Raw genomic sequence first — 19,146 nt, forward strand, 5'->3', positions numbered from 1 at the left:
CCCGTCATTTTTTGCCAAGGCTCCAGTCGCCTGATGCGCCGCCGGCCTTCGACGTTACCTTGATGTCAGTCATCACCATGTGGCGATCGATGGCTTTGGCCATGTCATAGAGCGTGAGAAGCGCGACACTGCAGGCGGTAAGCGCTTCCATCTCAACGCCGGTTTTGCCGCTCGTGCGCACTGATGTCGCAACGACAAAGCCATTGTCATCCTCGCGTTCGGTGATTTCCACCTGGACATCATTGAGTGCCAGCGGATGGCAGAGCGGGATGAGATCGTGGGTGCGCTTAGCGGCCATGACGCCGGCGATACGTGCCGTGGCGAGCACGTCGCCTTTTTTCAGGCGGTTGTCGCGAATGGCGGCGAGCGTATCGGTCTGCATGAGGATCGAGCCCGAGGCGCTGGCCGTGCGCGGCGTGACGGGTTTATCAGATACATCGACCATGGAGGCTTTTCCGGCCTGGTCGGTATGAGTCAAACGATCTTTGCTGCTCATGCCGCCAGCAGCTCGCGTGTTGCCGCTTCCACATCGGCTTGCCGCATCAGGCTTTCGCCGATCAGGAAGGTGGTGATGTTGGCGGCCGCCATGCGGTCCAGATCGGCGCGGGTGAAAAGCCCGGATTCGCCGACCAGAAGGCGATCATCGGGCACGCTTTTGGCCAGTTCCTCGCTGGTTTCAAGCCGGGTCTCAAAGGTGCGCAGGTTGCGGTTGTTGATGCCAAGCAGTGGCGCATCGAGGGTTAGAGCGCGGTCAAGCTCGGCCGCGTCGTGAACTTCGATCAGCGCATCCATGCCGTAGCCGGTCGCTGCCGCCAGAAGGTCAGCGGCAAGCTCATCGTCGACGGCTGCCATGATGATCAGGATGCAATCGGCGCCCCAGGCGCGGGCCTCGGCGACCTGATAGGTGTCGTAGAGAAAGTCCTTGCGCAGAACCGGCAAGGACACCGCTCCACGTGCCGCGATCATGAAATCGGGATGGCCCTGAAACGATGGACCGTCGGTCAGAACGGAGAGGCAAGCTGCGCCGCCCGCTTCATAGGCAAGTGCGTGGGCGGGTGGATCGAAGGCTTCGCGGATCAGCCCTTTGCTTGGCGAGGCTTTTTTGATCTCGGCAATCAAACCATAGAGACCTTGGGCGCGTTTGGCTTTGAGGGCTGCCAGAAAACCACGCGGCGTGCCTTGCGTCTTGATCGCCTCTTCCAGTTGGGCAAACGACACGGCCTGTTTGGCTGCAGCGATCTCTTCGCGCTTATAGGTTTCGATCTTGTCGAGGATATCAGCCATCGGTCAGCCTTTGGCGTTTGAAACGGCGATCAGCTTGTCGAGCGTTGCCATTGCTTTGCCGGACGCCAGGGCATCGCGAGCTTTGACAATGCCTTTGTCGAGCGTCGTCACGGCGCCGGCCACACAGAGCGCGGCACCCGCATTCATCAAAACAATATCGGTGTAGGCACCTTGATCGCCGTCCAATACCTTGCGCAGCGCTTTGGCGTTGTGCTCGGCGTCGCCACCAACCAGCTCGCGTTCATCCACCAGATCGATACCGTGATCGCGCGGATCGATGGCGGCAAGGCTGACCTCGCCTTCTTCAAGCTTGGCAAGATGGGTAATGCCCGTCGTGGTGATTTCATCCATGCCATCGATACCGTAGACAACCCAGGCGGCTTCGCATCCAAGCGCTTTGAGTGTCTCAGCGACAGGCACGAGCCAGCGTTCGTCGTAAACGCCGACCAGTTGGCGGGTCACGCGCGCCGGGTTGGAAAGCGGTCCGACCAAGTTGAAAACAGTGCGCTGGCCGAGTTCAGCGCGCGTCGGGCCAACATGCTTCATGGCCGCGTGGTGCATGGGCGCGAACATAAAGCCGATGCCTGCTTGCTCAATGCAGGCCGCGATCTGGTCCGGTCCGATGTCGATGTTGACGCCAAGTGCCTTCAACACATCGGCTGCACCTGACTGCGAGGAGACAGCCCGATTGCCGTGTTTGGCGACGGGAACGCCGCAGGCGGCGACGGTCAACGCCGTCGTGGTCGACACATTAAAACTGCCCTTGCCGTCGCCACCGGTACCGACAATGTCCATCGCGTTGGAAGCCAGCGGCTCGGGCAACTCGACCGGCGTCATCTTCGCGCGCATGACCGAAACGGCGCCGGCAATCTCATCGATCGTTTCGCCGCGCACCTTCAGGGCGATCAGAAACGCAGCAATCTGCGCACTGGTCAGGTCACCGGACATAATGTGCGTGAAAGCCGACTCAGACTCTTCACGGCTCAGCGCACCACCGGAACAGACTTTGGTGAGAAGCGGTTTGATTGCGTCAGACATCATGAAGCCTGCTGATCGTTGAAGCGGGTGGCTATGGCCACGAAATTGGCAAGAATGCGCTCGCCATGTTGCGAGGCTATGCTTTCGGGGTGAAACTGAACACCATGCACCGGATCGGTGCGATGCGAGAGACCCATGATTTCTCCATCATCAGTCCGCGCGGTGATTACGATATCAGGCGGCAGCGACGTCGTCTCAACGGCCAGTGAATGATAGCGCGTTGCCTCGAACGGGCCATTGATGCCGGCAAATATGGGCGCCTCGACCGATGGCGTGACAGAGGAAACCTTGCCGTGCATCAGTTTGGCCGCGCCGACGACCTTGCCGCCATAAGCCTGCCCCATAGATTGCATGCCAAGACAGACTCCAAAGATGGGCGTATTGGCGCCGAGACGCGTGATCAGGTCAAGGCAGATGCCCGCATCGTCGGGTGTGCAAGGTCCCGGTGAGAGCACAAGGCCGGCCAGTTCACCTGAGGCGCGCCGTTCGGCCACTTCGTCGACGGTGATTGCGTCGTTACGTACCACATCCATGGTAACGCTGGTCGCGCCGAGGCAATGCACCAGATTGTAGGTGAAGCTGTCATAGTTATCGATGACGAGATACGTGCCAGCCATCTTACTGGCCTCGCTGCGATGTGGCGGCGAAGCGCACGGCTTCTTCGGCAGCACGGAAGAGCGCGCGGGCCTTGTTCTCGCATTCGGCTTGTTCTGAATCTGGATCGCTGTCGGCCACGATGCCTGCCCCTGCTTGGACATACATCACGCCATCTTTGACGATGGCCGTGCGCAGCACAATGCAGGTGTCGAGCGCGCCATTGGCGTCGAAGTAACCCACACATCCGGCGTAGATGCCGCGCTTGTCCTTTTCCAGTTCGTCAATGATTTCCATGGCCCGCACTTTCGGTGCCCCGGACACCGTTCCTGCTGGAAAACCCGCGCCGAGTGCATCGAGAGCATCGAAGCGGTCGGTGTCGAGTTCACCGACCACATTGGAGACGATGTGCATGACGTGGGAATAGCGCTCGATGAAGTACTGGTCTGTGACCTTGACGGTGCCGAGCTTCGCGACGCGCCCAACATCGTTGCGACCAAGATCGAGCAGCATCAAATGCTCAGCGCGCTCCTTGGGGTCGGCAAGAAGTTCGTCGGCTAGTGCCTGGTCTTCGGCGGGCGTCGCTCCGCGTTTGCGGGTACCGGCAATTGGGCGGATGGTGACCTCGCCATCGCGCACGCGCACTAGTATTTCCGGGCTCGATCCGACCAGGGTGAAGCCATCGAAGGCAAGGTAATAGAGGAACGGCGCAGGATTGGTTCGCCGTAGCGCACGATAAAGCGCGAAGTCAGGCAGCGGGAACGGCGTCTCGAACCGCTGGGACAGGACGACCTGAAAGATATCGCCAGCGGTGATGTACTGTTTGGCACGCGCGACCATCGTCTTGTACTCGTCCGGCGAGGTGTTTGACATCATCGTTGGCATGGGAACGTCGATGGGCGCAGCGCTCTGGCCCAACGGTGTTTCCAGCTTGTCGACAGCCGATGTCAACCGATCGATGGCGCGGGCATAGGCCGTTTCGGCATTCTGATCAGATGATGGACGCACCGGCGTCACAACCGTGATCTCATCGCGCACCGCATCGAAGACCACGATAATGGTCGGACGCATCAGCAGGATATCCGGTGTGCCAAGCCGATCAGGGTTCTGGTTGGGCAGCTTCTCGATGAGCCGCACTGTGTCGTAGCCGAGATACCCGAAAACGCCCGCCGACATGGGCGGCAGGTCGTCGGGCAGATCGATGCGGCTGTCTTCGATCAATGTGCGCAGCGCGTCGAGGGCAGGGGCGTCGAACTCTTCAAACGGTGCTGTGATGCCGTCGGCGCCAACCTCAGCTTGGGCGGCGCGGTCTCCGTCGGCGCGGAACAAAAGGTCTGGCGCAAGGCCTATCATCGAATAGCGGCCACGCACGGCTCCACCTTCAACCGACTCCAGAAGGAAGGCGTTTTTTGAAGTGCCCGACAGCTTCAGCATGGCCGAAACCGGCGTTTCCAAGTCGGCCACCAAACGGGTGTAGACGACTTGGGCTTTGCCGGTGTCGTAACAGGCCGCGAAGGCGTCAGAAGACGGAAGAACCTGCATCGTTTACGCTTCCAGGCTGCTGCCTATTGGCGTGACGGGTTGCCGCCACCGGTGAGTTCGGCGACCAGTGTCTGGTTCACCTGCACGCCAAGTGAGGTTTGCAGTGCGCCGACATATTGCGTCAGCACGGTATCCTCAAGCGCTGGACCGAGTTCCTCGGCCAATTGCTGGACGTCCGCTGCTTCCTCAAAGAAGGCCGGGCGCGTCACATCGTCGACCACAAACACCAGGCGCGTGAGCGTTTCGCCCTCGGCGTTTGGCGGACCTTCGACATCGCCGAAATGGCCCTCACCACCTTCAAAGGCCGCGACAGTCGCGGGGCCACCCATCTCGTCGGGCGCTTCGCCACGTGTGAAAGGCGCGGTTGTCGTGATCGGCAAGTCGAGCGCTATGGACAGCGTGTCGATGGACCGGCCGCGCTCCAATTCACCGACAAGCTCGCCGGCGCGTTCACGTAGCATTTCATCCAGTTGTTCGGCGCGCCAATCGATGAGCACACGTTCGCGGGCTTCTTCAAAGGTCAGATCACGGGCGTCTTCAACGCCGGTGACCTCGAACCAGACAAACCCGCCATCGGCAGTGTCCAGGGTATCGTTTTCAAGACCGACATCACTTTCAAAGGTTTCAGCAATCAGCGAGTCGGTGTCCGGCAGATCGACCGGTTCACCGTCGCGGCCAAACCCATTGGCGTCCAACGCATCGACGGTCACCAGTTCCAGCTCAAAGCGTGGTGCGATCTGGTCGAGCGGATCGCCGCCGGCACGCGCATCCTCGATGGCATCGTAGAGCGAGAAGATTTCATCGCGCGCAGCCGCGTTGGCAAGTTCTTGGCGCAGACGGTCTTCAACACCTGCCAGCGGTGTGACGCTGTCATCGACAAGTTCATTGACCAGCATAATGACACTGCCAAACCGCCCGTCGATCACGTCGGTCGGGCCGGCCTGATCAAGGGCAAAGGCGGCATCGCCTGCAGCTTGATCGAGAATGGCTGAGCGCTGGACGGCACCAAGCTCTGTAATCGTGAATTCAAGCGCGTTATCCGCCAATAGATCGGAAACCGTTTCACCGGCGGCCAGACGGCCGCGTGCCGTCGATGCTTGGGCGGCGTCTTGGAAAAGCAGCTGTGTGATGTCGCGCTCACCAGCGCTGGTCAGTTCATCCAGCTCAGCTTCATAAGCGGCTTGAACCTCGGCGGCACTGACTGCACTTGGATCGGCAAGATCAGCTTCGGACAACGCCATGTAGACGATGCTGCGGAATTCTGGCGCGCGATAGTCGCCGCTGCGCTCATTGTAGAAGGCGCGCAGGTCTTCCTCGGTCGGGTCGGGACGCTCGCCAAGGGCGGCTTCATCGATGGTAAGAAAAGAGATTGTGCGCAGCTCGTTGGCATAAATGTTGGCGACTTCAAGCATGGCGTTGGCCGGCTGCATGCCGCCGACCAGGCCAAGCGCTAACTGCTGGCGTGCCGCAAAGGAGCGCGTGTCGGCAACGAACTCATCCTCGGTGATGCCGTAGGAGCGCAGAACCTGCTGGAAGAACTGGCGATTGAATCCGCCGGTCTGCAGAAAGATTGGATCACTGGCGATACGTTCGGCCAGGCGGTCGTCGGACACGCCGATGTTCAACCGTTCAGCTTCGGAGTTCAGCGCCGCTTCGGAAGCCAATTGGCTCAACAACTGGCGATCAAGGCCGAAAAGCCGCGCCTGTTCCAGCGTCAGACCCGTCCCGAGTTGTTGGCTCAATCGGTTGAGCTGGCGTTGCAGAGCGATCTGGAACGTCTCAGCGCTGATCTCAGCATCGCCGACGGCCAACACCGTGCGTTGCCCGATATTGCCGATGAAACCGCCAAAGCCGAGGCCGGCGACGACCGCAACGGAGACGATAATCAGAAAGACTTTGGCAACGGTGGTTCTTGCGCCCTGTCGTAAGGCTGTCAGCATCGTGATTAAGCTTTTGTTTTTGTTAGAAAATAACGCAAATCGCGCGGTCGGGCGGGACTATAGTCAGCCCTTTGGTGCGGTGCAAGCACAACCGAAACACCCGATTGGCTTTGATTGATCGATTGAGCCAGGGCGGCAAACCTGCTAGCAGGCCGCCATCTCCATCGAACATTTGGAACCAGTTATGCCAACCGACGGTATTCGTCCGCTTGTTGCGGGCAATTGGAAAATGAACGGGCTGCGTCGCAGCGTTGACACCATTGATGCCCTGAAAGCTCGCGCCCAGGAAGGCGTCTTGGAACGCATCGACATGCTTGTGTGTCCGCCGGCCACTTTGGTCGCGCTGGCCGTAAAAACCATCGACACGGCACCGATCCATATCGGCGGTCAAACCTGTCATCCAGCTGAGAGCGGCGCGCACACCGGCGATATAGCACCGGAAATGCTGTGCGATTTGGGGGCAGACTATGTTTTGACCGGCCATTCTGAACGCCGCACCGACCACAAGGAAAGCGATGGCGATGTGCACGCGCAGACGCTGGGCGCCTGGCGTGCGGGTCTATGTGCGATTGTCTGCGTTGGTGAAACCAAGGACGAGCGCGAAGCGGGCCAAGAGATCTCCGTTGTCGCCGGTCAGATCGCGGGATCGGTTCCCGATGGCGCAACCGCTGAAAATACTGTTATCGCTTACGAGCCAGTCTGGGCGATCGGTACCGGTTTGACGCCGACCGTCGATGATATCGCAGCTATGCATGATGCCATTCGCGCCGAACTCACCAAACGCTTTGATGATGCGGGCGCCAAGATGCGCATTCTTTATGGCGGGTCAGTGAAACCGAGCAATGCGGGCGAGGTGCTCGCGCCGAACAATGTCGATGGCGCGCTCGTCGGCGGGGCCAGCCTTTCTGCCACCGATTTCATGGATATCGCGGAGGCCGTCGCCGGCTTGGTCAAAGCCGACAGTTGATGCGTGTCAGCGTCCGATAACGATCCATGATGGGTCTTTGCAGGGCGCGTCCTCTTGGTGTAAGGGACCTGCACAGAGGTTTGACGCTTGGCGCTTCAAACGCTCCCCCTTGATCCAAGCATGGCTGGACATCATTTGAGCTGCTTCGACGGCAGCATCGTCTTGCTTATGTCCGCAAATACGGAATCACTATGGAAACCTTGGAAACAGTCCTGATCGTCGTGCACCTGTTGGTCGTGGTTGCGCTCGTCGCCGTGGTGCTTTTGCAGCGCTCAGAAGGCGGCGCGCTTGGCATTGGCGGCGGTGGCGGTGGCAACTTCATGTCGAGCCGTGGTCAGGCCAATGTGTTGACCCGTGCAACGGCGTTTTTGGCGCTTGGCTTTTTCATCACATCGATCTCGCTCACAGTGTTGGCACAAACTGGGGCCGGACCATCTTCGATTCTTGATCGGATTCCGGACGCTCAGCCATCGGGCGAGGGGACGACTTTGCTCGAGCAAATCGGTGGCGAGGTTCCGGGCGAAACACCAGCGGCTGACACACCTGCCGAGCCGCAGATCCCGACGACACAGTAGATCAAGTAAGGTCTGAAAATGCGAAAGCCGCGCGGGCATGCGATCCGCGCGGCTTTTTCGTGTGGTCATGACCGGGTCGTCTTGCACCGGTCGTCGTATCTGCGATTGGTTCTCGCTACTTCTTTCACCGACAAATGACGTGTTTCATTTCCGGTTGATGCCCGCCGACATTCGATAGGCTATTGGCCTAACAGACGGGGCGAGTCACGGGCCTCATTAAGGCCTCTGGCAGCCTGATCTGCTCACGTTTGGTGCTGGCTAGAGCCGCCTTGCGATGGGCCGTGCTCCAAGCAGCCAACATAGCAAACAAGGGCACGAAGCTCTCCCATTCGGGTCGGTCGAGGACATCATGGTTGCCGTCATTGGGCTTTGGTTGGCGGCAGAGGGCGTGGGTGCCCAGAAGGGCATAGTCGTACATCGTTTAGTTCCTTCCATTGGGGGATTGGATGAAACGAAAATAGGAGCACCGACCCGGCTGAAGTAGACGACATTCTGAAAGGGGATTTTCAAAAATGAACGATGCACTCGACTGGGAGGATTTGCGGCTGTTCTACAAGGTCGCCAGCCTTGGCAGCCTGGCGGCCGCGTCGGCCCACACGGGCATCAGTTCGCCGACGATTGGACGGCGGATGCACGACCTTGAGCGGGTGTTGCAGCGGGAGCTCTTTATCCGCCGCCAAACGGGTTATGCATTGGCTCCGGATGGAAAACAGCTGTTCGACCGCGTGTTGCTGATGCGCGATGGCGCCCAGAGCGTCGAGGATTGGCGGCTCGAAGCGGTTCCATTACCCGGGGTCGACATCTCGCTCGACCATTGGATGGCCAACTTCGTATCGGCAAACCTGGCATCGCTGTGGACGCCTGACGATCCGTTCCAAGTGTGCATTGAGGGCAATAGCGGTCTTGCCGACATCTGGCACCGACGCGTGTCGATTACGGTGAGCGACAAGCGACCGCAGAGTGGCAATGTCGCCATGCGCAGTGCCCCAACCGTGAAGTATGCGGTCTATTGCGCCAAGGACTTTGATGCCTCGACCAAGGAGCATTGGGTTTCCATCGGTCGCGGCGAGCTGGACGCGCCTTGGGCAAACTGGGCGTCAAGCAAACCTGGCATTTGGATCACCGCTTGGACTTACAGTCCGAGCATTCTTTTGGACATTGTGCGGTCTGGGGCAGGACGCACGGTCTTACCCTGTTACATCGGTGACGCCGACCCGAATCTGGTTCGTCTCGGTGACATCATCGACGAACTGACCCATGATTCTTGGATCGTGATCCATGATGATGAGCGCAAACGCCCGGAAATCCGCATGTTTGTCGATCGTTTGGTTGGACTGTTCACCCGCAATGCCGACCTTTTCGCCGGCGAACGGTCTCCGGCACGCTCGATGTCGCGCTGAATGCAAACGACACTTTTTGGGGACAAGCGAATTTAGGGCGTTCCGCATGGCTGTCATGCGCAATGCGGCGCGCATGAGCGCTTGTTCAGTCGTGAGCCTTCGGTTACAGGGTGGGTCCCATGGCGCGATATATCTTCATCACCGGCGGCGTGGTTTCCTCCCTTGGCAAAGGCATTGCAGCAGCGGCTCTCGGCGCGCTTTTGCAGGCCCGTGGCTACAAGGTACGCATCCGCAAACTCGACCCCTATTTGAATGTTGATCCGGGGACCATGTCGCCGACTCAGCACGGCGAAGTTTTCGTCACTGACGATGGCGCGGAGACCGATCTCGACCTTGGTCATTATGAGCGCTTCACGGGGCGTTCGGCCAATCAGCGCGACAACATCACCACCGGCAAGATCTACCAGGACATCATCGCGAAGGAGCGCCGCGGCGACTATCTCGGCGCAACAGTCCAGGTGATTCCGCACGTCACGGATACGATCAAAGCCTTCGTGATCGAGGGCAATGACGACTATGATTTCGTGATCTGCGAAATCGGCGGCACTGTGGGTGACATTGAAGGCTTGCCGTTCTTTGAAGCGATCCGCCAGCTCGGCAATGAGCTGCCGCGTGGCGATGCGATCTACATGCACCTGACACTGATGCCCTACATTCCAAGCGCCGGTGAATTGAAGACCAAGCCGACGCAGCACTCGGTCAAGGAACTGCGCTCGATTGGCATTCAGCCAGACATTCTGATGGTCCGTTGCGACCGACCGATTCCACCGGGCGAACGACGCAAACTCTCACTGTTCTGCAATGTGCGCGAAGAAAGCGTGATTCCCGCGCTCGACGTGCCGCACATATATGATGTGCCACTCGCCTATCATGATGAGGGCCTGGACGATGAAGTCTTGGCGGCCTTTGGCATCACCGGCGCACCAGCACCCGATTTGGAACGCTGGCAAGAGATTTCCCATCGGGTGAAGAACACCGATGGCACAGTGAAAATCGCCGTTGTCGGCAAGTACACCGACCTCAAAGATGCCTACAAATCGCTGATCGAGGCACTTACCCATGGCGGGATCGCCAACAAGGTGAAAGTGGACATCGAGTGGCTAGAAGCCGAAATCTTCGAACGCGAAGATCCAAGCCCCTATTTGGAAGGCGTACACGGCATTCTGGTGCCAGGCGGATTTGGCAAGCGCGGCGCTGAGGGCAAGATTGCCGCCGCCGGTTTCGCGCGCAACCGCAAGGTCCCGTATTTCGGGATTTGCTACGGCATGCAGATGGCCGTTCTCGACGCGGCGCGCAATCTGGCCGGCGTTGAAGACGCGCGATCCAGCGAATTTGATAACTCCGAGGGGCCGATCGTCGTCGGTCTGATGACGGAATGGCTCAAGGGCAATGCATTGGAAAAACGCGCTGCCGAAGGCGATCTTGGCGGTACAATGCGGCTCGGCGCTTACCACGCGCACCTGTCTTCCGGCACACGGATTGCCGACATCTATGGTGATACGGACATTTCAGAGCGTCACCGGCATCGCTACGAAGTGAACATCGATTATCGCGACACCTTAGAAAAGGCTGGGCTTGTTGTGTCCGGTTTATCGCCGGATGGGGTGTTGCCCGAGACGATCGAATATCCTGACCACCCCTGGTTCATCGGCGTTCAGTATCACCCAGAACTGAAGTCGCGGCCGTTTGAACCGCATCCGCTGTTTGCCTCCTTCATTGAAGCGGCTATTGAACAGAGCAGACTTGTCTAGCAGGCGACCTTAACTGTCCTGCCTGCGTGCGGTGAAGGCTCTTTTATGACCACTAAAAATGCTCTCGATCACGTCGTTGTCGGCGTTCCTGATCTGGTGTCGGCGCGTGGCCGCCTCAAAGCGCTCGGTTTTCAGGTGCAGCCGGACGCACACCACCCATTTGGTACCGGCAACTGCAACGTCTTTTTCGAGAACGGCACCTATTTCGAACCGCTGGCCGTCACTGACCGCGATGCGGAGCTGGCGGCGTTGAAGACAACCAATCCTTTCGTGAAGCGATTTCAAGCCTATCGGTTTCGGCATGGTTATGGCCCTGTCATGGCGGCCTTCACCACCGACAGCGCCGAGCGCATGAACCAGGCGTTTGCCGACAATGGCATCAGTGCCGGTGACATCCTGTCGTTTACGCGCAAGCAGGCGATGCCCGATGGATCGGAAACGACCATCGGTGTGCACCTGGCCGTTTCGGTCAATGAGCGGGCGCCGGACATCACGCTTTTCTGCTGCGAGCACCTGTCGCGCGGCGTGTTGTGGCAACCTGAGCGTGTGGTGCACCCTAATAGCGCGAAAGGCATCGCGCGGTTGATCGTGGTCGAAGCCAATCCGTCAGACTTCCAATATCTCTTCCAGACGGTCACTGGCGACCGGGATGTGCGCACCACATCATTCGGTATGGAGTTCGATTTACCCAATGCTCTGGTCAGCGTTGTCTCGCCCACCGGCTATCACGCCATGACGGATGAAGCGCTCGCGCCGCGCGGCCGGGGACCACGCATTGAGGCTGTGGAAATGCTGTTTGCCGATCTTGGTGTTCTGCGCGCCCGATTGGGCGAGGCGGGCGTTGCCTTCGAGGAGCGAGGTCAGGATTTGGTGATCCACAGGGATGAGGACTTCGCGCTGACCATCGTGGCGCGGGAGACCTAGCGATGCGGCCCAAGCACAACGTTTTTGTCGGTGATGTGGAGTTCTCAAACGATTCCTGGTTCTCGCTGATTGCTGGCCCTTGCCAAATGGAGAGCCGAGACCATGCCTTCGACATGGCAGGCGCGCTGAAGGAGATTTGCGTCAAGCTTGATATTGGGCTGATCTATAAAACCAGCTTCGACAAAGCGAACCGAACCAGCCTTACCGGCAAGCGCGGCCTTGGTCTTGACAAAGGCTTACAAGTCTTCGCCGATTTGAAGGCCGATCTTGGTCTGCCGGTCCTAACGGATGTGCATCTGCCCAACCAATGCGCACCGGTTGCCGAGGTCGTGGACGTTCTGCAGATCCCAGCGTTCCTGTGCCGGCAGACCGATCTGCTGGTGGCTGCCGCCGAAACTGGCGCGGTGATCAACATCAAGAAAGGCCAGTTTCTTGCGCCTTGGGACATGAAGAACGTGCTCGACAAGGTGACGGGCTCCGGCAACCCGAATGTGCTGCTGACCGAGCGCGGATCATCGTTTGGCTACAACACGTTGGTGGTCGACATGCGGTCGCTGCCGACCATGGCGGCGATAGGAGCTCCGGTCATCTTCGATGCGACACACGCTGTACAGCAACCAGGCGGGCAGGGCGGATCCACTGGTGGTCAGCGCGAATTCGTTGAACCGCTCGCCAAGGCCGCACTCGCCACCGGCATCGCGGGTCTGTTCATAGAAACCCATCAAGACCCTGATAACGCACCATCAGACGGGCCGAACATGATACCGCTGGACCAGATGGAGGCTATGCTCGAACGACTGATGGCCATCGATACGGCGTTTAAAATGTCGGGTTAAACAGGCGCCAAGACGGACTAGCGGTGCTGCAACTTTCAGGTTAGAAGCGCGAAAACGCCTTCAGATCCTGCCATGTGCAGATCGTCAACATCCGTTTCGGGGGAATTCCATGACAGCCATCGTCGATATTCACGCACGCCAGATTTTTGACAGCCGCGGCAATCCAACCGTTGAGGTTGATGTCGAACTGGAAAACGGCATCGTTGGCCGGGCTGCTGTTCCCTCTGGGGCCTCGACTGGCGCTCATGAGGCTGTCGAGCTGCGCGATGGCGGCGAAGCGTACAAAGGTAAGGGCGTCACCAAGGCGGTCGATCACGTCAACACAGACATTTGCGAAGAGCTTCTTGGTCTCGACGCTGAAGATCAGATCGAAATCGACACGACGATGATCGAGCTGGATGGCACGCCCAACAAAGCCCGTCTTGGCGCCAATGCCATTCTCGGTGTGTCGTTGGCGACAGCTAAAGCAGCCGCGATGGCATCAAACCTGCCGCTCTACCGCTATGTCGGCGGACCCTCGGCCCGCGTTCTGCCCGTGCCGATGATGAACATCATCAATGGCGGCGAGCACGCGGACAACCCGATCGATTTCCAAGAATTCATGATCATGCCAGTCGGCGCGGAGAGCCTGAGCCACGCCGTGCAAATGGGAACGGAAATTTTCCACACGCTGAAGAAGGCGCTTTCTGAAGCCGGCCAGAACACCAATGTCGGTGACGAAGGGGGCTTCGCGCCGAACCTAGACACCAAAGGTGCGCTGGGCTTCATCATGAAGGCTGTGGAAGACGCCGGTTACAAGCCTGGTGACGATGTCATGCTGGCGCTGGACGTCGCGTCCACCGAGTTCTTCGAGAATGGCAGCTACAACATGAAGGGCGAGGGCAAGGTGCTTTCGCCCGAAGATATGGTCGATTTCTTGGCCGAGTTAACCGCTAACTATCCCATCATCTCGATCGAAGACGGTATGGCCGAAGATGATTGGGACGGCTGGAACGCGCTCACCGCCAAGATCGGCGAAAAGGTGCAGCTTGTTGGTGATGATCTGTTCGTGACCAATCCTGAGCGCCTTGCCACCGGCATCGAAAAGAAATCAGCTAACTCGATCCTGGTGAAGGTCAACCAGATCGGCACGCTGACGGAGACACTAACCGCTGTCGATATGGCGCACCGCGCCTCGTTCACCGCCGTGATGTCGCATCGCTCCGGTGAAACGGAGGACGCAACCATTGCCGACCTGGCAGTGGCCACCAATTGCGGCCAGATCAAAACTGGCTCGTTGGCGCGCTCCGACCGGTTGGCCAAGTACAATCAGCTGATCCGTATTGAAGAGCAGCTTGGCGCTACCGCGCTCTATCGTGGCCGTGCGGTGCTGAAAGCCTAAGCGGCCTGCGAAACGCACGACAGTTTGTCGAACAATGACCCGGCCTGCTGAAAAAGAGCGGCGCCGGGTTTTTTGTGTCCGCAGAGCAAGGCAGGGTTGCTGGAAGAGCTCGTTAACCATGCCGTTTAAGCGCGCACTAACTGTGGTGTGGTGATGTGCGGACATCGCCACCAAAGCCCGTTGATATGCTCCAGCGCCATAAACCCCGCAACCGCCGTACGCTGTATGCCTTCCGCGTTGCGCTTGTTCTTTTCGGCATTTACTTCGCCTATCACGCTTTTCACGGCAATCATGGCCTGCTCGCCTATGCAAATGTGCGCGCCGAGGTTGCGCATCTGACGCAAGAGAGGCAAGCTCTCCAAACACGGCGTGATCTGTTGAAGGCACGTGTTGGGGCCTTGCGCGATGAGGCGATGGATGGTGATCTGATTGATGAGCGCGCCCGCCAGACATTGGCGCTGATTGGGCAAGGCGAGCGCATTTTGCGCGACTAGCGCCTGTTGCAAGCATCACTTCAACGGGCCGCAGAGCCAACTTAACTTGTATTGAGTTAATCAATCATACCGCGTTGATATTAAAGCGAAACATGCGCAATTTGCCGCACGAAATGTGGCCTTTTGTTTCTCAAAAAAACCAGTTACAACTTACCCTTCGTGGGGGTTGTAATTCGCGCCGCTGAATGAGCGCGGGACCGGTCTCCATTCGGTATCGAGGAAAACCAAGGAGCCCGTCTATGGCGCGTGCAGCCAGTTCCGCATCCAAATCCACCACCAAAACCGCTCGAAAGACCACAAGTCGGCGCGCTTCCAAAGCGAGCCCCAAGGTGGCTGAGTTTAGCAAGGAACAAGAGCTCGACGCCTACCGCGAAATGCTTCTTATTCGCCGCTTTGAAGAAAAAGCAGGCCAGCTTTACGGCATGGGCCTGATCGGCGGGTTTTGTCACCTTTATATTGGCCAAGAGGCTGTCGTTGTCGGCATGCAGATGGCAATGGTCGAAGGTGATCAGGTCATCACCGGCTATCGCGATCATGGCCATATGCTGGCCACCGGCATGGAAAGCCGCGGCGTGATGGCCGAGCTCACCGGACGTCAGGGTGGATACTCCCGCGGCAAGGGCGGGTCGATGCACATGTTCTCCCGCGAGAAGAACTTTTATGGCGGCCACGGCATCGTTGGCGCTCAGGTATCACTCGGCACCGGGCTCGGGTTCGCCAATCGCTACCGCGACAATGGCAATGTTTCGGTGACCTATTTCGGCGACGGCTCGGCCAACCAGGGCCAGGTCTATGAGAGCTTCAATATGGCCAAGCTCTGGAGCCTGCCGATTGTCTACATCATCGAAAACAACAAATACGCCATGGGAACGTCGATCGAGCGGTCGTCCTCGACGACTGATCTCTCGCAGCGCGGTCTTTCCTTCGGCATCCCTGGAGAGCAGGTCGATGGCATGGATGTCCGCGCCGTCTTTGCCGCCGGTGAGAAGGCGCTTGAGCATGCGCGCTCCGGCAAAGGCCCGTACATTCTCGAAATGCTGACTTACCGCTATCGCGGCCACTCCATGTCCGATCCGGCCAAATACCGCACCAAAGATGAGGTGCAGAAGATGCGTGCCGAGCACGACCCCATCGAGCAGGTCAAGGTACGCTTGCTGGATAAGAAATGGGCCAGCGAAGACGATCTGAAGGCGCTTGACAAAGATGTACGCGCAATCGTCACCGACGCCGCTGAATTTGCGCAGAGCGATCCGGAACCGGACGTCTCTGAGCTCTACACAGACATCACGCTTTAAGGGGAGGGTGTATCCATGCCGATTGATATTTTGATGCCTGCGCTCTCGCCAACGATGGAAGAGGGCAAACTGGCCAAATGGCTGAAAGCCGAGGGCGACAGCGTTACCTCAGGCGACGTGCTGGCCGAGATTGAAACCGACAAAGCGACCATGGAAGTCGAAGCCGTTGATGAAGGCGTGCTTGGCAAGATCATGATTGCCGAAGGCACGGACGCGGTGAAGGTGAACGAGGTCATCGCCGTTCTGTTGGAAGATGGCGAGGATGCCTCGGCCATTTCGTCCTCTGGCGCTTCATCGCAAGCGACAACCGCTTCAGAGGCAACGCCTTCACCGGCGCCGGCACCATCCGCACCCGCTGCACCAGTTGAAAGCGTGGCACCATCCGATCCGGACATCCCATCCGGCACCGAAATGGTGCCGACGACGGTTCGTGAAGCGCTTCGCGATGCCATGGCTGAAGAAATGCGCGCCAGCGATGATGTTTTCATCATGGGCGAAGAAGTGGCCGAGTATCAGGGTGCGTACAAGATCACACAGGGCCTGCTGCAGGAGTTCGGCGAGCGCCGTGTGATCGACACACCGATTACCGAGCATGGCTTTGCCGGCGTCGGTGTCGGTGCGGCTCTGACCGGCCTGCGGCCGATTGTTGAGTTCATGACGTTCAACTTCGCGATGCAGGCGATTGACCATATCATCAACTCGGCCGCTAAGACGCTTTACATGTCCGGCGGTCAGCTTGGCGCGCCGATTGTGTTCCGTGGTCCCAATGGTGCTGCGGCACGCGTTGCCGCGCAGCATAGCCAGGATTATGCGGCGTGGTATTCCCACGTTCCAGGTCTGAAGGTTATCCAGCCCTATTCGGCAGCAGATGCAAAAGGCCTCCTAAAGGCGGCGATCCGCGATCCAAACCCGGTCGTGTTCCTGGAGAACGAAATTCTCTACGGACAAACCTTCGATGTTCCGAAACTGGATGATTACGTTTTGCCGATTGGTAAGGCGCGCATCGCCCGTGAAGGCTCGGATGTAACGCTCGTCTCCTTCGGCATTGGCATGTCTTATGCCACCAAGGCCGCCGACGAATTGGCCGGGATGGGCATTTCGGCGGAGGTCATCGATCTGCGGACACTGCGTCCCATGGATATCGATACGGTGATCGCCTCGGTGCGCAAGACCAACCGCTGCGTAACCATCGAAGAAGGGTTCCCGGTTTGCTCGATCGGCTCGGAGATTTCCTCCCAGCTGATGGAAAAGGCGTTTGACGATCTCGATGCCCCGGTTCTGCGGATCGCCGGCAAGGACGTGCCAATGCCTTATGCGGCGAACCTTGAAAAGCTTGCCCTGCCCACGGTGGCTGAGGTGATCGAAGCCGTCAAAGTTGTGACCTACAAAGCCTAAGGAGCACGTGCGATGCCCATCAATATTCTGATGCCCGCCCTGTCTCCGACGATGGAAGAGGGCAACCTTGCCAAATGGCTGGTCAAAGAAGGCGACAGCGTCACCTCCGGTGATGTTCTGGCCGAAATCGAAACCGACAAAGCGACCATGGAAGTGGAAGCCGTTGACGAGGGCACGGTCGGCAAGATCGTCGTGCCGGACGGTACGTCTGGCGTGAAGGTCAATGAGCTGATCGCCGTTCTCTTGGAAGAAGGTGAAGACGCGTCTTCTATCGACACGTCGGCTTCTGCGCCGCCACCCGATGCAGGCGCGCAGGAACCAGCGCCCGGTGCGGCCTCTGACCCGGCGCCAGCGATCCCGGCAAATGTCAGCGTGGCACCTTCCGACCCAACGCCGCCTGCACCTCGTGCCGATGGTTCGCGGATCATTGCTTCCCCGTTGGCGCGGCGCATTGCCAAGCAAAATGGGATCGATCTGGCCGCCGTCAGCGGCTCCGGCCCGCGTGGGCGCATCATCAAAGCCGATGTGGACGCGGCCATCGCCGGTGGAACTGGAAAGGCAGCGCCATCATCGGATGCATCCGCCCCCTCGAAGGCGGCGTCTGCACCGGCCAAAGGCATGTCCGATGATGCTGTGTTGAAGCTGTTCGAGGAAGGGTCCTACGAACTGGTTCCACACGATGGTATGCGCAAGACGATTGCCGCGCGCCTGACCGAGTCCAAGCAGACCATCCCGCATTTCTACGTGTCGGTGGATTGCCAGTTGGATGCGCTTCTCAAGCTGCGCAGTGAGCTGAACAAGTCTGCACCGGTGAAAGACGAGAAGCCAGCTTACAAGCTGTCAGTGAACGACATGGTGATCAAAGCGCTGGCCTTGGGCCTGCGCGATGTGCCTGATGCCAACGTCTCTTGGACGGCCAGCGACATGGTCAAGCACAAGCATGCCGATGTCGGCGTGGCTGTGTCGATCCCAGGTGGATTGATCACGCCGATTGTGCGCCGTGCCGAAGAAAAGCCGCTGTCGGTCATCTCCAACGAGATGAAGGACCTCGGCAAACGCGCCAAGGACCGCAAACTGCAGCCGCAGGAGTATCAAGGTGGCACGACGGCCGTCTCCAACATGGGCATGATGGGCGTGTCGGACTTCGCCGCCGTGGTGAACCCGCCACATGCGACCATCTTGGCCGTCGGTGCTGGTGAGCAGCGCCCTGTGGTGAAAGATGGCGCGTTGGCCATCGCAACTGTGATGACCGTGACGCTTTCGACCGACCATCGCTGCGTCGATGGAGCGCTGGGCGCGGAACTGTTGAGCGCGTTCAAGAGCTACATTGAAAATCCGATGTCGATGTTGGTTTAGTCGGCGGCGTTTGAGCGCGATCAAAGGAGCACGGTGGGGCGCACGCTAACCCTTGAGATGAAGGCTCAGTCGGGACATGATTGAGCACCATGAAAAGGGAGAATTTTAGTGTCGCATGTGCCCCACGAATTGGCCGAGGAGTTTCCCGAGCACACCGATAAGATGCACGAACTGAAGCAAGGCAATGCCCATTTTGCCAAGCTGTTTGAGTCTTACCATGATGTGAACCGGGCTATTCACCGCGCCGAAACAAATGTTGAGCCAACCGATGATTTGCACATGGAGACCATGCGCAAGGAACGGATGCAGCTCAAAGATGAAATCTACGGGATGCTGAGCGCGGCGAGCTAATACCTCCAAGCTGCCAGTCTCCC

General features: G+C 58.8%; 18 protein-coding genes. 12 read left to right on the plus strand and 6 right to left on the minus strand.

Going from position 1 to position 19,146, the window contains the following annotated elements:
* Positions 1-4 precede the first annotated feature (4 nt).
* Genes moaC through JJ917_04270 form a run of 6 tightly spaced genes read right to left on the minus strand, consistent with a single transcriptional unit; the run spans position 5 to position 6,398 of the window.
* A complete protein-coding gene (gene moaC, locus JJ917_04245) occupies positions 5-496 on the minus strand; it encodes a cyclic pyranopterin monophosphate synthase MoaC (protein ID MBO6698023.1) in 492 nt (163 codons plus the stop codon).
* A complete protein-coding gene (gene trpC, locus JJ917_04250; GenBank protein MBO6698024.1) occupies positions 493-1,284 on the minus strand; it encodes an indole-3-glycerol phosphate synthase TrpC in 792 nt (263 codons plus the stop codon). The genes moaC and trpC overlap by 4 nt, the downstream gene beginning before the upstream one ends.
* Before the next feature lie 3 nt (positions 1,285-1,287).
* Positions 1,288-2,322, minus strand: a complete 1,035-nt coding sequence (gene trpD / locus JJ917_04255; GenBank protein MBO6698025.1) for an anthranilate phosphoribosyltransferase — start codon at positions 2,320-2,322, stop codon at positions 1,288-1,290.
* The gene (locus tag JJ917_04260) at positions 2,322-2,939 is read right to left on the minus strand and encodes an aminodeoxychorismate/anthranilate synthase component II (protein MBO6698026.1); all 618 of its coding nucleotides are present in this window, start codon (positions 2,937-2,939) and stop codon (positions 2,322-2,324) included. Before JJ917_04260 ends, trpD begins: the two co-directional genes overlap by 1 nt.
* A gap of 1 nt (position 2,940) precedes the next feature.
* On the minus strand, positions 2,941-4,458 hold the full coding sequence (gene trpE, locus JJ917_04265) for an anthranilate synthase component I (GenBank protein MBO6698027.1): 1,518 nt from the start codon (positions 4,456-4,458) through the stop codon (positions 2,941-2,943).
* Between the two features lie 23 nt (positions 4,459-4,481).
* On the minus strand, positions 4,482-6,398 hold the full coding sequence (locus JJ917_04270; GenBank protein ID MBO6698028.1) for a SurA N-terminal domain-containing protein: 1,917 nt from the start codon (positions 6,396-6,398) through the stop codon (positions 4,482-4,484).
* A gap of 184 nt (positions 6,399-6,582) precedes the next feature.
* On the opposite strand from JJ917_04270, the gene JJ917_04275 reads away from it, so the two are divergent.
* The 12 genes from JJ917_04275 to JJ917_04330 all read left to right on the plus strand — a co-directional run bounded on the left by JJ917_04275 (position 6,583) and on the right by JJ917_04330 (position 19,123).
* Positions 6,583-7,365: a triose-phosphate isomerase gene (locus JJ917_04275; GenBank protein ID MBO6698029.1), complete on the plus strand. Its 783-nt coding sequence runs from the start codon at positions 6,583-6,585 to the stop codon at positions 7,363-7,365.
* A gap of 200 nt (positions 7,366-7,565) precedes the next feature.
* Positions 7,566-7,940 carry a preprotein translocase subunit SecG gene (secG, locus tag JJ917_04280; protein ID MBO6698030.1) on the plus strand — a complete coding sequence of 125 codons (375 nt, stop codon included), beginning with the start codon at positions 7,566-7,568 and terminating at the stop codon, positions 7,938-7,940.
* Between the two features lie 512 nt (positions 7,941-8,452).
* Positions 8,453-9,340 carry a LysR family transcriptional regulator gene (locus JJ917_04285; protein MBO6698031.1) on the plus strand — a complete coding sequence of 296 codons (888 nt, stop codon included), beginning with the start codon at positions 8,453-8,455 and terminating at the stop codon, positions 9,338-9,340.
* A gap of 119 nt (positions 9,341-9,459) precedes the next feature.
* Positions 9,460-11,091 (plus strand): CTP synthase, encoded by a 1,632-nt coding sequence (locus JJ917_04290; protein MBO6698032.1) that lies wholly within the window; start codon positions 9,460-9,462, stop codon positions 11,089-11,091.
* A 45-nt stretch (positions 11,092-11,136) separates the two neighbouring features.
* Positions 11,137-12,015 (plus strand): VOC family protein, encoded by an 879-nt coding sequence (locus JJ917_04295; GenBank protein MBO6698033.1) that lies wholly within the window; start codon positions 11,137-11,139, stop codon positions 12,013-12,015.
* A gap of 2 nt (positions 12,016-12,017) precedes the next feature.
* Positions 12,018-12,851: a 3-deoxy-8-phosphooctulonate synthase gene (kdsA, locus tag JJ917_04300; GenBank protein MBO6698034.1), complete on the plus strand. Its 834-nt coding sequence runs from the start codon at positions 12,018-12,020 to the stop codon at positions 12,849-12,851.
* A gap of 109 nt (positions 12,852-12,960) precedes the next feature.
* Positions 12,961-14,232: a phosphopyruvate hydratase gene (gene eno, locus JJ917_04305; protein ID MBO6698035.1), complete on the plus strand. Its 1,272-nt coding sequence runs from the start codon at positions 12,961-12,963 to the stop codon at positions 14,230-14,232.
* Positions 14,233-14,417: 185 nt separating this feature from the next.
* Entirely contained in the window at positions 14,418-14,726 is a 309-nt protein-coding gene (locus JJ917_04310; protein MBO6698036.1) for a septum formation initiator family protein, read from the plus strand.
* Positions 14,727-14,965: 239 nt separating this feature from the next.
* Complete coding sequence (gene pdhA, locus JJ917_04315; GenBank protein ID MBO6698037.1) at positions 14,966-16,021, plus strand: pyruvate dehydrogenase (acetyl-transferring) E1 component subunit alpha; 1,056 nt, start codon at positions 14,966-14,968, stop codon at positions 16,019-16,021.
* 15 nt (positions 16,022-16,036) lie between these two features.
* On the plus strand, positions 16,037-17,416 hold the full coding sequence (locus tag JJ917_04320) for a pyruvate dehydrogenase complex E1 component subunit beta (protein MBO6698038.1): 1,380 nt from the start codon (positions 16,037-16,039) through the stop codon (positions 17,414-17,416).
* Positions 17,417-17,428: 12 nt separating this feature from the next.
* Complete coding sequence (locus tag JJ917_04325) at positions 17,429-18,772, plus strand: pyruvate dehydrogenase complex dihydrolipoamide acetyltransferase (protein ID MBO6698039.1); 1,344 nt, start codon at positions 17,429-17,431, stop codon at positions 18,770-18,772.
* Positions 18,773-18,880: 108 nt separating this feature from the next.
* Positions 18,881-19,123 (plus strand): YdcH family protein, encoded by a 243-nt coding sequence (locus tag JJ917_04330; GenBank protein MBO6698040.1) that lies wholly within the window; start codon positions 18,881-18,883, stop codon positions 19,121-19,123.
* Positions 19,124-19,146 lie beyond the last annotated feature (23 nt).

The organism is Hyphomicrobiales bacterium, assembly GCA_017642935.1.
Classification (GTDB): Bacteria; Pseudomonadota; Alphaproteobacteria; order Rhizobiales; family MH13; genus MH13.

What these genes read in the sequence shown, in the direction of transcription:
- JJ917_04275 (MBO6698029.1), top strand. Translation starts at nt 6,583, where the DNA reads ATGCCAACCGACGGTATTCGTCCGCTTGTTGCGGGCAATTGGAAAATG.
- JJ917_04310 (MBO6698036.1), top strand. Translation starts at nt 14,418, where the DNA reads ATGCTCCAGCGCCATAAACCCCGCAACCGCCGTACGCTGTATGCCTTC.
- kdsA (MBO6698034.1), top strand. Translation starts at nt 12,018, where the DNA reads ATGCGGCCCAAGCACAACGTTTTTGTCGGTGATGTGGAGTTCTCAAAC.
- JJ917_04285 (MBO6698031.1), top strand. Translation starts at nt 8,453, where the DNA reads ATGAACGATGCACTCGACTGGGAGGATTTGCGGCTGTTCTACAAGGTC.
- JJ917_04260 (MBO6698026.1), bottom strand. Translation starts at nt 2,939, where the DNA reads ATGGCTGGCACGTATCTCGTCATCGATAACTATGACAGCTTCACCTAC.
- JJ917_04295 (MBO6698033.1), top strand. Translation starts at nt 11,137, where the DNA reads ATGACCACTAAAAATGCTCTCGATCACGTCGTTGTCGGCGTTCCTGAT.
- moaC (MBO6698023.1), bottom strand. Translation starts at nt 496, where the DNA reads ATGAGCAGCAAAGATCGTTTGACTCATACCGACCAGGCCGGAAAAGCC.
- eno (MBO6698035.1), top strand. Translation starts at nt 12,961, where the DNA reads ATGACAGCCATCGTCGATATTCACGCACGCCAGATTTTTGACAGCCGC.
- JJ917_04320 (MBO6698038.1), top strand. Translation starts at nt 16,037, where the DNA reads ATGCCGATTGATATTTTGATGCCTGCGCTCTCGCCAACGATGGAAGAG.
- trpC (MBO6698024.1), bottom strand. Translation starts at nt 1,284, where the DNA reads ATGGCTGATATCCTCGACAAGATCGAAACCTATAAGCGCGAAGAGATC.
- trpE (MBO6698027.1), bottom strand. Translation starts at nt 4,458, where the DNA reads ATGCAGGTTCTTCCGTCTTCTGACGCCTTCGCGGCCTGTTACGACACC.
- trpD (MBO6698025.1), bottom strand. Translation starts at nt 2,322, where the DNA reads ATGTCTGACGCAATCAAACCGCTTCTCACCAAAGTCTGTTCCGGTGGT.
- pdhA (MBO6698037.1), top strand. Translation starts at nt 14,966, where the DNA reads ATGGCGCGTGCAGCCAGTTCCGCATCCAAATCCACCACCAAAACCGCT.
- JJ917_04290 (MBO6698032.1), top strand. Translation starts at nt 9,460, where the DNA reads ATGGCGCGATATATCTTCATCACCGGCGGCGTGGTTTCCTCCCTTGGC.
- JJ917_04270 (MBO6698028.1), bottom strand. Translation starts at nt 6,398, where the DNA reads ATGCTGACAGCCTTACGACAGGGCGCAAGAACCACCGTTGCCAAAGTC.
- JJ917_04325 (MBO6698039.1), top strand. Translation starts at nt 17,429, where the DNA reads ATGCCCATCAATATTCTGATGCCCGCCCTGTCTCCGACGATGGAAGAG.